Annotated in this window: 11 protein-coding genes; 7 read left to right on the forward strand and 4 right to left on the reverse strand. The window is 72.5% G+C overall.

Annotated features, from left to right (window positions below):
• The 3 genes from ACI3ET_RS05770 to ACI3ET_RS05780 all read right to left on the reverse strand — a co-directional run bounded on the left by ACI3ET_RS05770 (nucleotide 1) and on the right by ACI3ET_RS05780 (nucleotide 4,084).
• Entirely contained in the window at nucleotides 1-387 is a 387-nt protein-coding gene (locus ACI3ET_RS05770) for a DUF1048 domain-containing protein (protein ID WP_405032024.1), read from the reverse strand.
• Between the two features lie 2 nt (nucleotides 388-389).
• Complete coding sequence (locus tag ACI3ET_RS05775; RefSeq protein ID WP_405032025.1) at nucleotides 390-719, reverse strand: PadR family transcriptional regulator; 330 nt, start codon at nucleotides 717-719, stop codon at nucleotides 390-392.
• 137 nt (nucleotides 720-856) lie between these two features.
• Nucleotides 857-4,084, reverse strand: coding sequence for an efflux RND transporter permease subunit (locus ACI3ET_RS05780; protein ID WP_405032026.1), 3,228 nt, complete (start codon nucleotides 4,082-4,084; stop codon nucleotides 857-859).
• Between the two features lie 61 nt (nucleotides 4,085-4,145).
• Between ACI3ET_RS05780 and ACI3ET_RS05785 the strand changes: the two genes are divergently transcribed.
• From ACI3ET_RS05785 to ACI3ET_RS05795, 3 genes are all read left to right on the forward strand, one after another.
• Nucleotides 4,146-4,655, forward strand: coding sequence for a MarR family winged helix-turn-helix transcriptional regulator (locus tag ACI3ET_RS05785; RefSeq protein WP_405032027.1), 510 nt, complete (start codon nucleotides 4,146-4,148; stop codon nucleotides 4,653-4,655).
• A 51-nt stretch (nucleotides 4,656-4,706) separates the two neighbouring features.
• A complete protein-coding gene (locus ACI3ET_RS05790; RefSeq protein ID WP_405032028.1) occupies nucleotides 4,707-6,788 on the forward strand; it encodes an elongation factor G in 2,082 nt (693 codons plus the stop codon).
• 93 nt (nucleotides 6,789-6,881) lie between these two features.
• Entirely contained in the window at nucleotides 6,882-7,133 is a 252-nt protein-coding gene (locus tag ACI3ET_RS05795; RefSeq protein WP_405032029.1) for a hypothetical protein, read from the forward strand.
• Between the two features lie 77 nt (nucleotides 7,134-7,210).
• Here ACI3ET_RS05795 and ACI3ET_RS05800 read toward each other — a convergent pair whose 3' ends face one another.
• Nucleotides 7,211-9,280 (reverse strand): M3 family metallopeptidase, encoded by a 2,070-nt coding sequence (locus tag ACI3ET_RS05800; RefSeq protein ID WP_405032030.1) that lies wholly within the window; start codon nucleotides 9,278-9,280, stop codon nucleotides 7,211-7,213.
• A 48-nt stretch (nucleotides 9,281-9,328) separates the two neighbouring features.
• On the opposite strand from ACI3ET_RS05800, the gene ACI3ET_RS05805 reads away from it, so the two are divergent.
• From ACI3ET_RS05805 to ACI3ET_RS05820, 4 genes are all read left to right on the forward strand, one after another.
• Nucleotides 9,329-10,855: a S10 family peptidase gene (locus ACI3ET_RS05805; protein ID WP_405032031.1), complete on the forward strand. Its 1,527-nt coding sequence runs from the start codon at nucleotides 9,329-9,331 to the stop codon at nucleotides 10,853-10,855.
• Between the two features lie 126 nt (nucleotides 10,856-10,981).
• Nucleotides 10,982-11,749, forward strand: a complete 768-nt coding sequence (locus tag ACI3ET_RS05810; protein WP_405032032.1) for a DeoR/GlpR family DNA-binding transcription regulator — start codon at nucleotides 10,982-10,984, stop codon at nucleotides 11,747-11,749.
• Nucleotides 11,746-12,720 (forward strand): 1-phosphofructokinase family hexose kinase, encoded by a 975-nt coding sequence (locus ACI3ET_RS05815; RefSeq protein WP_405032033.1) that lies wholly within the window; start codon nucleotides 11,746-11,748, stop codon nucleotides 12,718-12,720. The genes ACI3ET_RS05810 and ACI3ET_RS05815 overlap by 4 nt, the downstream gene beginning before the upstream one ends.
• Nucleotides 12,721-12,762: 42 nt before the next feature.
• Nucleotides 12,763-14,853 carry a PTS fructose transporter subunit IIABC gene (locus tag ACI3ET_RS05820; protein WP_405032034.1) on the forward strand — a complete coding sequence of 697 codons (2,091 nt, stop codon included), beginning with the start codon at nucleotides 12,763-12,765 and terminating at the stop codon, nucleotides 14,851-14,853.
• Nucleotides 14,854-14,920: the final 67 nt, after the last annotated feature.

A 14,920-nucleotide genomic window follows, 5' to 3' on the forward strand; every position in this document is an offset into this window, starting at 1 on the left:
TCACCGCCCGTCCTCGCCGCGGTCGGGCTCGGTGTCCTCGGCGCCCTGGATGGCTCTCGTCAGCCGCTCCCGCTCCTTGGCGATCCACTGACCCTCCTCGTAGTTGCGGAGGAACGTCTCGGCGAACTCGACGGGGTCCTGCCCGACGACCTCGCGCACCGTGCGTCCGTCTGCCGCGCTCTGCTCGAACAGGTCGACGAGGTCGTCCAGCATCGACATCAGGACGTTCCCCTTGGTGATCGCCCCCCGGTAGGTGAGGTAGCGCTCCAGCGCCTCGACCGCCGTGCGGTCGCTCCCCGGGAGCTGCTTCACGCGCTCCCGGTACTGCCGGTAGCGCCTCTTGTCCTGCAGCGACCCCGTGAGCTGCTCGATCCACCCTGCGGCCATGTCTACCCGCCTCCTTCGCGGAGCTGGTCAAGACGCTCTGTGAGGAAGCTCCAGGTCCTCCAGAACTCGTCGAGGTAGTCGCGCCCCTGAGCGTTGAGGGAGTACACCTTGCGCGGCGGACCCTTCCCCGACGGGACCTTCTCCACGTCGACCAGTCCACGTTGCTCGACCCGCACGAGCAGGGCGTAGACGGTGCCCTCCGCGATGTCGGAGAACCCCTGGTCGCGCAGCGACGCCGTGATCTGGTAGCCGTAGGTGGGCGCGTGGGCCAGGAGGGCCAGGACGATGCCTTCAAGGACTCCCTTGAGCATCTCCGTCGCCTGCTTGCCCACGGGCCGTCCTCCTGCTACTCAGTGACAGTGACTACTGCTCCACGGTAACGCTCAGCAGCGCGAGGGCGCAAGGGTCCGGCTCCCCGTGGCGCAGCGGGGCGCGCACGGAAGACACGGCATGCACGGCATGCCTCGGCTCAGGCGGTGCGCCGGGTCCTGCGGGCGAACCAGGCCGCGCCGCGCTCGACCAGCTCGTAGAGCACGGGGACGAGGATGAGCGTCAGGAGCGTGGAGGTGATGAGGCCGCCGATGACGACGATCGCGAGCGGCTGGGAGATGAACGCGCCGCCGCCGGTGACCGCGAGCGCCATCGGCGTCAGCGCCAGGATCGTGGCCAGCGCCGTCATGATGATGGGCCGGAGGCGGTGACGGGCCCCCTCGACCAGGGCCTCGTGGCGGCCCAGACCCCTGGCGCGGTACTGGTTGATGAGGTCGATGAGCACGATCGCGTTGGTCACCACGATCCCGACGAGCATCAGCATGCCGATCATCGCGGCGACGTCCAACGGGTTGTCGGTGAGCAGCAGCAGGCCGATCGAGCCGGTGGCCGCGAACGGCACCGAGACGAGCAGGATGAGCGGCTGCACCAGCGAGTTGAAGGTCGCGACCATCACGACGTAGACGATGGCGATGGCGGCCAGCAGGGCCAGGGCCAGGGAGGCGAAGGCCGACCGCTGGTCGGCGCTGACGCCCCCGAGCTCGACCGAGGTGCCCTCCGGCACGTCGAGCGACTCGAGCCGCTGCGTGAGGTCGGCGGTGACCGCGCCCAGGTCGTCGCCGGTGGGGCGGCCCTCGACGGACGCGGCGCGCAGCCCGTCGATGCGGGTGATGCGCACGGACTCCTCGACCTCCTGCACCGTGGCGACATCGGTGAGCAGCACCAGGTCGCCGTCCGCGTCGGTGGCGACCTGCAGCTCCTCCAGGTCGGCGCGGTCCTCCGCGCTGCCCTGGCGCACGACCACGGCGAGCCGGCGCGCGTCGAGCTCGACCTGGCCGACCTGCGCACCGGCGGTCGCCGCCTGGACGACCTGGCCGAGCTGGACCTCGGTCAGGCCGACCTCGGCGGCCGCGGCACGGTCCACCTGGACCTGGAGCGCGGGCACGGTGTCGGTCAGGTCGTTGGTGATGTCGGCGGCCCCGGCAGCGGCCAGCACCTCCTCGACCTCCTGCGACGTGGTCCGGAGGTCCTCGGTGTCCTGCGACTGGACGACGACCTCGAGGTTGCTCGAGCCGAGCTGCTGGCCGGCGGAGACCACCAGGCTGCCCCCCTGGGGCAGGTCGCCCTCGAAGGCCCGCGTCAGCTCCTCGCCGAACGTGTCGCCGGCCACGCCCTCGGCGAGGGTCAGCGCGACGCTCGCGCTGTTGGCGCCGCTGCCGAGGAAGACGGCCTCGATGCCCCCGGGGCTGCCGGCGGTCACCTGGTAGGTCTCGACGTCCTCGTTGTCGGCCAGCCACGCCTCGATCTCGCGGGCCTGCGCGTCGGTGTCCGCCAGGCGGGTGCCGGTGGGCATCGTCAGCGTGGCCTGCAGCGTGTTCTCGCCCGAGCTGCCGATGAAGTCGGTCTTCAGCTGCGTCGCGGCATACCCGGTCCCGCCCAGCAGGAGCGCGGCGAGCCCGACGGTGATCCAGGGGTGCGCGAGGGCGCTGCGCAGGGCGGGCAGGTAGGTGCGCTGCAGCCGGTCGGGGCGCTCCGCCTTCTCCGCGTCGACGTGCTGCCGACCGCCGCCGAGGAACCAGTAGCCCAGGACCGGGATGATCGTCAGCGCCACCAGGAGGGAGGCCATCATCGCCAGGGAGACGGTGACCGCGAACGGCTTGAAGAGCTCACCGACCTGGCCGCCGACGAAGCCCAGCGGCAGGAAGACGGCGACGGTGGCGATGGTCGCCGAGGTGATCGCGCCGGCGACCTCGCGGGTGGCCTCGACGACCGCGGTGCGTCGCTCGTCGCCGCGGGCGATGTGCCGCTTGATGTTCTCGACGACGACGATGGAGTCGTCGACGACGCGGCCGATGGCGATGGTCAGCGCGCCGAGGGTGAGCAGGTTGAGGCTGTAGCCGGCCACGCGCAGGCCGATCAGCGCGATGAGCAGCGACAGCGGGATCGACAGGGCGGTGACCAGGGTCAGCCGGACCGAGAGAAGGAAGACGAGCACGACGAGGATCGCGAACCCGAGGCCGAGCAGGCCCTCGGTCGCGAGGTCCTCGATGGACTTCTCGATGAACGGTGCGCCGTCGTAGATCGTGACGAGCTCCCCGCCCTCGAGGGAGGTGCCGATCTCGTCCTGCAGCGCGGCCAGCTCGTGGGAGATCTCCACGGCGTTGCCGTCGGGGGTCTTGGTGATGGCCAGCCCGACGCTCGGCTCCCCGTTGGTGCGGGTGTATGCCGTGGCCTCCTGGGTCTGCAGCGTCACCTCGGCGACGTCGCCGAGGGTGGGGATCTCCGGCAGCTCGACGTCGCCGGCGGCCGTGGCCTGCTCGGCGGCGGCGGTCGCTGCGGCGGCCTGGGCGGCCAGCTGGGGGTTGGTGGGGTCGGCGGCGGCCGCCTGCTGGGCCTCGGTGGCGGCGGTCTGCGCGTCGGCGACGGCGGACTGCTGCTGCGCTGCGGCCTGGCGGGCACCGACCGTCTGCGGGGTGAGCAGCGGCAGGTCGGCGATGTCCTCGACCGACGTCAGGCGGGAGCCGACCTGCACCGGCAGCTCGGACTCGCCGTCCAGGACCTGCCCACCGGGCAGCACGACGCCGTTGGCCTGGAGGAGCTGCGCGACGGTCGGCACGGTGGCTCCGGCAGCGGCGGCCTCCTCCTCGTCCAGGTCGACGGTGACGACGCGGTCGGCCACGCCGGAGAGGGTGACGGCACGCACGCCCTCGAGGTCCTCGATCTCGGGGATGACGAAGCGTTCGAGTCGGTCGACGAGGTCCTCGGGGTCGGAGCCGCCCGACGCCGCCAGCTGGATGATCGGGAAGTCGTCGAGGCTGCCGGCGAAGATCTGCGGCTCGGCGCCCTCGGGGAGGGTGGGCAGCGCGAGCACGGCACGCTGCAGGTCCAGCTGGGCGGAGCCCATGTTCGTGCCGTAGTCGAGCTCGACGATGACCGAGGAGAAGCCGTCGCTGCTGTTGGAGGTGACCTCGACGACGTCGTTGAGGCCCAGCGCCGCGACCTCGACGGGCTTGGTGACCTGCTCCTCGACGACCGAGCTGCTGGAGCCCTGGACCGGGGTGGTCACCAGGAGCACCGGGAACTGCAGCGACGGGAACAGCTCGCGCGGCAGCACCGAGGTCGACCAGAGCCCGGCGAGCACCGAGAACAGGGTGATGAGGGCGATCAGGGCACGGTTTCTGACGCTGAACAGCGTGAGGCGCGACATAGGATGCCTAGCGTACGGCCAACAGTTAGCCTCACGGTAACCACACAGGAGGTGGCGCAGCGTGCCAGCTGCCCCGCAGGAGGCCGGTGCTCTGACGCCGGCGAGCAGGAGCGCCCTCTACCGGCAGGTCGCGGACGCCGAGGCCGAGCTGCACGCGATCGCCATGCGCTGGGTCGACCCGGTCGCCACCTCCGGCGACCTCACCCTCCGGCAGCTGCAGGTCCTCGCCTTCCTGAGGGTCATGCCGGACACGACGGGGCAGCAGCTGGCCGAGGCGATGAGCGTCTCGAACCCCACCATGAGCGGCATCGTGGACCGGATCGCGTCCAAGGGCTGGGTGGTCCGCAAGCACGACCCGGCTGACCGTCGGCGCGTCCTCCTGCGGCTGACGCCCGAGGCTCAGACCCTGCTCACCGACCTGGAGACACCGGTCCAGCAGGTGAAGTCGCTCATCTTCGACCGCCTCGACAACAACGACATGTGCGAGCTGGCCAGGCTGGTGACGCGGATGCGCGACGCCGCGTACGAGGTCGAGGCCGAGCGCGGTGCAGCGCGACGCGAGGAGACGTAGGGGGACCACCCCGCGCGACCGGGCGGGGGGTCCGGGCGTAGGTTTTGTGCCATGAGCCGCAACGGTGCCCCGGTGTTCACTGCCCCCCGCTCTCCGTCGCAGATCCGCAACGTGGTCCTCGTGGGACCACAGGGGACGGGCAAGAGCGCGCTGCTCGAGCAGCTGACCACCGGTCAGCTCGGGCACGTCAAGGCCGCCGAGGAGGCGTCCACGGGGATGGGGGTGGCCAGCACCGTCCACGAGGCGACCGGCACCGTCGTCACGATCGTCGACACGCCGGGACGGCCCGACTTCGTCGGCGACGTGCGCGCGGGGCTGCGCGCGGCCGACGCCGTCGTCTTCGTCGTCGCGGCCGGGAGCGGCATCGACGAGGCCACCCGGATGCTGTGGCGCGAGTGCGACGCGGTCGGCGTCCCGCGGCTCGTCGCCGTCACCCAGCTCGAGCTGGCCCGCGCCGACTACGACCAGGTCGTCTCCGACTGTCGCCGCATCTTCGGCGACGCGGTCCCGCTCGCCGTCCCGGTGCTGGAGGACCAGCAGCTCGTCGGGGTCGTCGACCTGCTCGACGAGATCGTCCTCGACGCCGACGGGGCGACGCGTCCGCTCACCGACGACGAGGCCGCCGAGGTCGCCGGCCGCCGCCAGACGGTGGTGGAGGCGATCATCGAGGAGTCGGACGACGAGACCCTGCTCGAGCGCTACCTCTCCGGCGAGGAGCTCGACCTCGGCGACCTGCGCACCACGCTGGGCGCGGCCATCACGTCCGCGAAGTTCTTCCCGATCGTCCCGGTCAACCCCCCCACCGGCGCCGGTGTCCCCCGGCTGCTCGACCTCATCGTCTGGGCCTTCCCGGCGCCGGACCAGGCCTGGCTGCCGCTGGTCACGACCCCCGACGGCAAGAACCTCGTGGAGGTGGTCGTCGACCCGGCCCAGCCCCTCGTGGCGGAGGTCGTCCGCACCACGACCGACCCCTACGTCGGCCGCCTCTCGCTCGTGCGCATCTTCTCCGGCATCCTCACCACCGGCGACCGCGTGCACGTCAGCGGTCACCTCGAGCGGGTCGTCGGCCACCAGGTCGCCGGGCACCCTGGCCACGACGAGGACGACGAGCGCGTGGGCCAGATCTCCTCACCGCTCCCGGGTGGGGCCGAGCCGCGCGACTCGGCGATCGCCGGCGAGCTCGTCCTGGTGACCAAGCTCGCCGCTGCCGAGACCGCCGACACGCTCTCCTCCGGGGACCGGCCGGCGCTCGTCGAGCCCTGGCTGCTGCCCGAGCCGCTGCTGCCGCTGGCCCTGCGCGCCGCCGCCAGCAAGGACGAGGACAAGCTGGGGTCCGCGCTCCAGCGGCTGCTCGGCGAGGACGTCACGCTGCGCCTCGAGCACAACCCCGAGACCCACCAGGTCGTCCTCTGGACGCTGGGTCCGGCCCAGATGGAGGACGTGCTCACCCAGCTGACCGAGCGCTTCCACCTCGAGGTCGAGACCGAGCCGGTGCGCACCTCGCTGCGCGAGACCTTCGTCCGTCCGGTCAAGGTGCAGGGCCGCCTCGTCAAGCAGTCGGGCGGGCACGGGCAGTATGCCGTGGTGCACCTCGACATCGAGCCCCTGGGGCGCGGGGCCGGCTTCGAGTTCGTGGACAAGGTCGTCGGCGGCTCCGTGCCCCGCCAGTTCATCCCCTCCGTCGAGAAGGGTCTGCGCACCCAGCTCGGGGAGGGTGTCCTGGCCGGGTATCCGTGCGTCGACGTCAGGGTGACGCTCGTCGACGGCAAGGCGCACTCGGTGGACTCCTCCGACATGGCCTTCCAGTCGGCCGCCGGACTGGCCCTGCGGGAGGCCGCCAACGAGTCCACCGTCTCGCTGCTCGAGCCCGTCGACGCCGTCGAGATCACGATCTCCGACGACTACGTCGGCGCGGTGATGGCCGACCTGCGCGGTCGCCGCGCCCAGGTGCACGGCACCGAGCCGGCCGGCACCGAGGGTCACACCGTCGTCCGCGCCGAGGTCCCGCAGCACGAGCTGGCCCGCTACCCGATCGACCTGCGGTCCGTGTCCCACGGCTCCGGCTCGTTCACCCGTGAGTTCGTCCGCTACGACTACCTGCCGGCCGCGATCGCTCGGGAGGTCATCGGCTGACCGCGTGACCTTCGCGACGCGGTGCGTCCTGACCCGGCGGCCCGGCCCGGGCAGGACTAGCCTGGAGGGATCGAACCGATCAAGGAGTCTTCGATGAAGAACACCCGCATCCTCGGTGCCGTCTACGCAGTCCTCGCCGTCGCCGCCCTCGTCTGGTGGCTCACCACCGACGCGGTCGCAGCCCTGGGGTTCCTCTTCGTGATCGTCGTCGCCGGGATCCTGCACCTGCTCTGGGTCGCCAAGGTCGGCGCCGCCGAGGCGAAGGTCGTCCACAAGCGCGCCAAGGAGGAGGCCGTCGTCCGCGAGGACGGCCACCAGCCGGAGTGGCCCTCGAGCCACCTCTGAGCCGCTCCCGTCGGCTCACGCGCTGGTGACGCCGGGCCGCCGTCCTGCCCGGTGCCGTCCTGCGCGGGCACGACCCCTCAGGCCGGCAGGCCGAGCCGCGACAGCAGGTGCGACACGTCCGGGTCCCCGCCGCGGAAGCGGCGGTAGGACTCCATCGCCTCGATCGACCCGCCCCGGCCCAGGACCTCACGACGGAAGCGCTCGCCGGCGGCGCGCGTCATACCCCCCGGCTGTCCCGGCGTCGCCTGCTCGCGGAACCACGCCACGGTGTCGGCGTCCATGACCTCGGACCACAGGTAGGAGTAGTAGCCGGCCGCGTAGCCGCCGCCGAAGATGTGGTGGAAGTAGGCCGAGCGGTAGCGCGGCGGGACGAGGGGGTGGGCCGCGCCGGCCCGTCCCAGCGCCGCCGCCTCGAAGGCCTCGACGCCGGACCCGTCGGTGGGCAGGTCCTCGAGGGGACTCTGGTGCCAGGCCTGGTCGAGCAGCATGGCGGCCAGCAGCTCGAGCGTGTCGCGCCCGGACTCCTGCCGGCTCGCGACCAGCGCGTCCAACCACTCGGCGGGCAACGGGTCGCCGGTCTCGTGGTGCACGGCATACCGCTGGATCAGCGCCGGCTCCCACGCCCAGATCTCGTTGACCTGGCTCGGGAACTCGACGAAGTCCCGCGGCACCGACGTCCCCGAGCGCGACGGGTAGCGCACGTCGGAGAGCAGCCCGTGCAGGTCGTGGCCGAACTCGTGGAAGAGCGTGATGACGTTGTCCCAGGTCATCAGGCTCGGGGAGCCCGGGGCAGGCGGCGGCACGTTGCACGTGTTGGTGACGAGCGGCAGGTCGCCGAGCAGGTGCGACTGGTCGACGATCGAGGTCATCCACGCGCCGCCCTTCTTGGTCGGCCGCGTCCAGGCGTCGACGACGACGGCGCCGAGCACGCGGCCGTCCTCCTCGCGCACCTCGAAGACGCGCGCCTGGGCGGTGTAGCCGACGAGCTCGGGCCGCTCGTGGAAGGTGATGCCGTAGAGCGCGGTGGCCGCGGCGAAGACGCCCTCCTGCAGGACCCGCTCGAACTCCAGGTAGGGCTTGAGGAGGTCGGCGTCGAAGGACGTCTCCGCCGCCTCGCGGACGGCGAGGAACTGCCAGTCCCAGGGCTCCAGCGTGGCGCCCGGCTCGAGGGTATGGAGTCGCGCCCCCAGCGCCTGCGCCTCCCGGTCGGTGAGGGCGACGACGCCGGGGGTGAGCCGGGCCAGGATGTCGTTGACCGCGTCGGTCGTGCGGGCGCAGGTGACCTCGTGGGCGTAGGCCGCGTGGTGGGGGTAGCCGAGGAGCCGAGCACGCTCGAGCCGCAGCCGGGCGATCCGCACGAGGGTGTCGCGGGTGTCGTGCTCGGGGTCCTGACCGCCGAGGCCCCGTCCGACGGACGCGCGGTGGAGGCGCTCGCGCAGCCCGCGGTGCTCGAGGCTGTCCAGCAGCGGCTGCCCGGAGGTGTTGACGACCGGCACCAGCCAGCCGTCGAGGTCCGCGGCCCGGGCCGCCTCGCGCAGCCGCGCCCGGTCGTCGTCGGCCAGCCCGGCCAGCTCGGCCTCGTCCGTGACGTGGACCGCCGCCGCGTTGCGGCCGGCCGTCAGCGCCGTGTCGAACGTCGTGGAAAGGGTCGCGAGCTCGCCGTTGAGCTCGCGCAGCCGGGCCTGCTGGTCCTGCGGCAGGTCCACGCCGCCGCGCGCGTAGCCGCGGATCCGCTCGGCGAGGTTGAAGGCGTCCTGCTCGTCGAGCTCGACCTCCCCGGCCGCGGCGCGCTCCGCGAGCCGGCGCAGCCGGGCGTAGAGGCCGGGGTGCAGCATGATCGCGTCGCTGTGCGCGGCCAGCCGCGGTGAGAACTCGGCCATGATCGCGTCCCGCTCGGGGTTGGTGTCGGCCGAGCGTGCCACCCAGAACGCGGACAGCGTGCGGTCCAGCGTGGCGCCGCTGCGCTCCCAGGCGTGCAGGACGTTCTCGACGGTGGCGGGAGCGGTGTCGGCCGCGAGCTCCTCGAGCTCCGCGAGGTGCTGCTCCATACCGATCTCGAGCGCCTCGCGCACGTGCGCGTCGGTGATCGTGGCGTAGTCCGGCAGGGAGTAGGGCAGCGTCGAGGGCGCGAGGAAGGGGTTGGTCATCCTCCCATCCCACCACGTCCCGCCACCCGCGCCGACTAGGTTGACCGCATGAGCCCGGAGAACGACGCCACGACCGCCACCCCCGACCCGGCCAGGGCCCCCGCCAAGGACCGTCCCGAACCTCGCGACCTGCTCGTCGAGACCAGCCACGCGCTGCAGACCGCGGACGGGGAGCTGCGCTACACCGCCAGGACCGGTCGCATCGTCCTCCGCGAGGAGGAGGTCAAGGACGACATCTTCGAGGGGTGGAAGGCGCGCGCGGAGCTGGCGGTCACGGCCTACACCCTCGACGCGGAGGAGGGGCAGGACCAGACCGGGCGACCCCTCACCTTCGTCTTCAACGGCGGCCCGGGGTCGAGCTCGGTGTGGCTGCACCTGGGTCTGCTGGGCCCGCGCATCGTGGACGCGGGGGAGCCCGGGGCGCCGACCCCGCCTCCCTACGCGCTCGTCGACAACCCGGAGACGCTGCTGCGCGTCTCCGACCTGGTCTTCGTCGACCCCATGTCCACCGGCCAGTCGCGGGTGGTCGAGGGGGGCAAGGCCAAGGACTACCACGGCTGGAAGAAGGACGTCGAGCAGGTCAGCGAGGTGATCCGGCTCTGGTGCACGCGCGAGGACCGCTGGATGAGCCCGAAGTTCCTGTGCGGCGAGTCCTACGGCACCACCCGTGCCGTCTCGGTCGCCGACCACCTCCTCGCGCGCTTCGGCATGCAGCTCAACGGGCTGGTCCTCATCTCCAGCGTGCTCGACTTCGGCACCCAGGACTTCCGGTTCGTCCGGCACGACGAGGCCTGCCTGTCCTACCTGCCCACCTACGCGGCGATCGCGCACTACCACGGCAAGCACCCGGACCGGTCGCTGCGCGACGTCCTCGCCGAGGCCGAGGAGCTCGCCGCCGGCAGCTACCGCTGGGCGCTGGCGCGGGGCAACCGGCTCACCGAGGAGGAGAGGTATGCCGTGGCGGCGGACCTCTCCCGGCTCACCGGCCTGTCCGAGGACTACCTGCAGCGGTGCGAGCTGCGGCCCGAGCACTGGCGCTTCTGCACCGAGCTCCTGCGCGACCAGGGGCGCACGGTGGGCCGGATCGATGGGCGCATCACCGGCGTCCTGCAGTCGGGCATCGCCGAGAACATGGACGCCGACCCCTCCATCGACGCGATCATGGGCCCCTACGCGGCGGCCGTCCACCACTACCTGCGCAGCGAGCTGCGCTCCGAGCTGGACCTGCCCTACGCGGTCTTCTCCGACGCCATCGAGACCTGGTCCTACAAGGAGTTCGAGGGCCGGCCGATCACCGTCACCGACAAGCTCGAGCGGGTGATGCGGGCCAACCCGCACCTGCGGGTGCGCATCGAGTACGGCTACTACGACCTCGCCACCCCCTACGGCGCCGCGGAGGACATGGTCGCCCACCTGCGCCTGCCAGAGGAGGCCCTGGACCGGATCGAGCACGCCTGGTTCGAGACCGGGCACATGCCCTACGTCGGAGCCTCGACCCGGGTCGAGGAGGCCGAGGGCATCAGCAACTTCGTGCGTCGGGCGAGCGAGGACGCCACCGCGAAGCCACAAAAATAAATGTGGTTTCACTCTTGACCGTGTGGACTTGTGTGGTGCAGACTCGTCTGTACCGGTGACCGTCCGTCGCCGAGCACCACCCGTCCCGGGCAGCCGGGCCGCGCCGACAAGGGAGTCGCTGGGTTCATGTACGCGCAGGAGAGGCAGCAGCACATCGTGGAGCAGGCCCGCGCCCACGGCCGTGTCGAGGTGCTCGCGCTCGCCCACCAGCTGGACGTCACCACCGAGACCGTCCGGCGCGACCTCACCGTCCTGGAGCGCCGGGGCGCCCTGCGCCGGGTGCACGGAGGCGCGCTGCCCATCGAGCGCGTGGAGCTCGAGCCCGCGGTGCAGACCCGGCAACGCCGCTTCGAGGCGGAGAAGCGCCGGATCGCCGCCCGCGCGCTCGAGGAGGTGCCCGACGCCGGCACCGTGCTGCTCGACTCCGGCACGTCCACGGGCGCTCTGGCAGAGCTCCTCCCGCAGACGGCCCGGCTCACGGTCATCACCAACTCCTTCGCCCACGCCGCCGTCCTCAGCCCTCTGCCGGAGGTCACCGTCCTCCTGCTCGGCGGGCACGTCCGCCGGCTCACCGGCGCGGCCGTGGGCCAGTGGGCCCTCGAGGCCCTCGGCGGACTGTGCGTCGACGTCGCCTTCCTCGGCACCAACGGCCTCACCGCCGACCGCGGCCTCACCACGCCCGACCAGGCGGAGGCCGAGGTCAAGGCCGCGATGGTCGGCGCTGCCCGACGCGTCGTCGTCCTGACCGACTCCAGCAAGGTCGGCGAGGTCCACCTGCACCGGTTCGCCGACCTGGACCAGGTCGACCTCGTCATCACCGACACCACCCTCGACGACGAGCACGCCGAAGAGCTGCGCGCCGCCGACGACGCCCCGGAGGTCGCCCGCGCATGATCGTCACCCTCACCCCCAACCCGAGCATCGACCGCTCGATCACCGTCCCCGACCTGCGCCCCGGGGAGGTCAACCGCGCCACCGACAGCCGCATCGACCCCGGCGGCAAGGGCATCAACGTCTCCCGAGCGCTCGCCGCCCAGGGCTCGACCACCACCGCCGTCTTCCCCTCCGGCGGTCCGGAGGGCCACCTCATGGAGGAGCTGCTCACCGGCGCGTCGGTGCCGCACGCCCCCGTGCCGGTCGCCGGCACCCTCCGCATGAACGTCGCCCTCCTCGAGCCCGACGGGACCACCACCAAGGTCAACGAGCCTGGTCCCGTGCTCGGGCCGGACGACGTCGAGGCCCTCCTGGCCACCACCCTGGCGACGTATGCCGTGCCGTCCGCCCCGGGCGCGGACCCAGCCGCCCGCGGATGGCTGGTCGGCTGCGGCAGCCTCCCGCCGGGAGCGCCCGCGGACCTCTTCGCCCAGCTCGTGCGCCGCGGCCACGAGGCTGGCGCGCTGGTCGCCGTCGACACGTCCGGGGCTCCGCTGCACCCGGCCGTCGCCGCGGGCCCGGACCTCATCAAGCCCAACCTCGAGGAGCTCGAGGAACTGGTCGGCCGCCGCCTGCCCACCCTCGGTGACGTGCGCGACGCCGCCCGCAGCCTCGTGGACGGGGGCGTCGGCACCGTCGTCGTCTCCCTCGGCAGCGACGGCGCGCTGCTCGTCGACGCCACGTCGCTCGTGCACGCCGCGGCCCGTGTGGACGCACCGCTGTCCACCGTCGGCGCGGGCGACTGCCTCCTCGCCGGCTGTCTCGACGCGCTCAGCCGTGGACTGCCCGCCGCCGACGTCGTCAGCGCCGGCGTGCGCTGGGGCAGCGCGGCCGTCGCCCTGCCCGGCAGCGCGGTCCCCACCCCCGACGACCTGGCCCACGTCCAGGCCGTCCTCACCCTCGACCCGGACCTCACCCGGTCACTCAGCTGACGGCACACCCCCCTGCCGTCCCACCCGAAGGAGAAGCCCCCGATGTCACTCATCACCACCGACCAGGTCGTCCTCGACCTCGTCGCGCCCGATCGCCACGCGGCGACCCGGATCCTGGGCGAGACGCTCGTCCGCACGGGCCGGTGCACCGACCTGGAGCAGTTCCTCGCCGACGTGCGCACGCGTGAGGAGACGATGGCCACCGGCCTGCCCGGCGGCATCGGCATCCCGCACGCCCGCAGCGCCGCGATCACCGAGCCCTCGCTCGTCTTCGGCCGCTCGAGCGACGGCATCGACTGGGGAGCCAAGGACGGCCCCGCCGACCTGATCTTCCTCATCGCCGCGCCCGAGGGCGGCGGCGACGCGCACATGCAGATGCTGCCCAAGCTGGCCCGGGCGCTGATGAAGTCCGAGTTCCGCGCGGCGCTCAAGGCCGCCACCTCGCAGGACGAGGTCGTCCGGATCGTCTCCGAGGAGGTCGCCCTCGACCCCGCTCCCGCCGCTGCGCCCGCCGCTGCGCCCGCCGCTGCCGCTCCCGCCGCTGCTGCTCCCGCGACTGCCGACCCCGCCGCACCCGCGGCACCGGCCGCCGAGCCCACCACCCGCTCGCTGCGGCTGGTCGGTGTCACCTCCTGCCCGACCGGCATCGCGCACACGTACATGGCCGCCGAGGCTCTGGAGCGCGCGGCGCGGGCGGCTGGGCACGAGATCACCGTGGAGACCCAGGGCTCGGCGGGGTCCACGCCGATCCCGCAGGAGCAGATCGACGACGCCGACGCCGTGATCTTCGCCCACGACCTGGAGGTGAAGGACAAGAGCCGGTTCGCCGGCAAGCCGACCGTCGACGTGCCCGTCAAGACGGCCATCTCCGACGGCCCCGGGCTGGTCGCCCAGGCCGAGCGCCTCGCGCACGAGTGGAGCAAGGACCCGGCGCGCGCCCAGCAGGCCGCCGCCGCTGCCGCCTCCCGCCCCCAGGGGGGCGGCGACCAGAAGAAGGTCGGCACCGGCACGAAGATCCGTCAGTGGCTGATGACCGGTGTCTCCTACATGATCCCGTTCGTCGCCGCGGGCGGCATCCTCATCGCCCTGGGCTTCATGCTGGCCCAGCTCGCGGTCGGGGAGCAGGGTGCGATCGAGGTCGTCCAGTACAACCTCACCGCCGAGGACGACTCCAACATCGGCACCAGCTTCAACCCGCTGAACCTGATGTCCTGGGCTGCGCTGCTCTTCGTCATCGGCGGCGCGGCGTTCAACTTCCTCGTGCCGATCCTGTCCGGCTTCATCGCCTTCGGCATCGCCGACCGGCCCGGCCTGGTGCCCGGGATCGTCGCCGGCGCCGTCGCCGTCCAGATGGACGCCGGCTTCCTCGGCGGCATCGCCACCGGCTTCCTCGCCGGCTTCATCGCCCGGTGGATCTCCAGCTGGAAGGTCCACAAGGGCGTCCGCGGCGTCATGCCGGTCGTCGTCACCCCGCTGCTGTCCACCCTGCTCACCGCCGGCATCTTCATCACCATCCTCGGCCGCCCGATCGCGGCCATGATGAGCGCCCTGAACACCTGGCTCGAGGGGCTGGCCGGTGGCAGCGCGATCGTCCTGGGTCTCATCCTGGGCGCGATGATGGGCTTCGACCTCGGCGGACCGGTCAACAAGGTGGCCTACTTCTTCGCCACCGCGGGCCTGGCCGGCGTCGGTGCCGCCACCGACGCCCCGCAGCTGACGATCATGGCCGCGGTCATGGCCGCCGGCATGGTCGCGCCGCTGGCCTGCGCCCTGGCCACCGCCGTCCGCCCGGGGCTGTTCACCGAGCCCGAGCGGGAGAACGGCAAGGCCGCCTGGCTGCTGGGTGCCTCCTTCATCTCCGAGGGTGCCATCCCGTTCGCCGCGGCCGACCCGGTCCGCATCATGGCCTCCTCGCTGGTCGGGTCCGCCGTCACCGGTGGTCTGGTGATGGCCTTCGGCTCCACGCTGCGCGCGCCGCACGGCGGGATCTGGGTGCTGCCGCTCATCGGCAACTTCCTCGGCTTCCTCATCGCGCTGGTCGTCGGCGTCCTCATCACCGCGACGATGATCGTCGTGCTCAAGCGCTCCGACCGCAGCCGCGAGGCCGTGGCGGCGGTGGCGGCCACCGCCTGAGGTGCCGCCCGGCGGTGCAGGCGCACCCGGCGCCTGCACCGCATACCCCACCCGTCCTAGGATCGAC

Source organism: Ornithinimicrobium jinqii, assembly GCF_045032595.1.
Classification (GTDB): Bacteria; Actinomycetota; Actinomycetes; order Actinomycetales; family Dermatophilaceae; genus Ornithinicoccus.

Bases quoted from the DNA above. Each gene is read 5' to 3' on its own strand.
- ACI3ET_RS05800 (WP_405032030.1), bottom strand. From the start codon at position 9,280: ATGACCAACCCCTTCCTCGCGCCCTCGACGCTGCCCTACTCCCTGCCG.
- ACI3ET_RS05770 (WP_405032024.1), bottom strand. From the start codon at position 387: ATGGCCGCAGGGTGGATCGAGCAGCTCACGGGGTCGCTGCAGGACAAG.
- ACI3ET_RS05805 (WP_405032031.1), top strand. From the start codon at position 9,329: ATGAGCCCGGAGAACGACGCCACGACCGCCACCCCCGACCCGGCCAGG.
- ACI3ET_RS05815 (WP_405032033.1), top strand. From the start codon at position 11,746: ATGATCGTCACCCTCACCCCCAACCCGAGCATCGACCGCTCGATCACC.
- ACI3ET_RS05780 (WP_405032026.1), bottom strand. From the start codon at position 4,084: ATGTCGCGCCTCACGCTGTTCAGCGTCAGAAACCGTGCCCTGATCGCC.
- ACI3ET_RS05790 (WP_405032028.1), top strand. From the start codon at position 4,707: ATGAGCCGCAACGGTGCCCCGGTGTTCACTGCCCCCCGCTCTCCGTCG.
- ACI3ET_RS05820 (WP_405032034.1), top strand. From the start codon at position 12,763: ATGTCACTCATCACCACCGACCAGGTCGTCCTCGACCTCGTCGCGCCC.
- ACI3ET_RS05810 (WP_405032032.1), top strand. From the start codon at position 10,982: ATGTACGCGCAGGAGAGGCAGCAGCACATCGTGGAGCAGGCCCGCGCC.
- ACI3ET_RS05795 (WP_405032029.1), top strand. From the start codon at position 6,882: ATGAAGAACACCCGCATCCTCGGTGCCGTCTACGCAGTCCTCGCCGTC.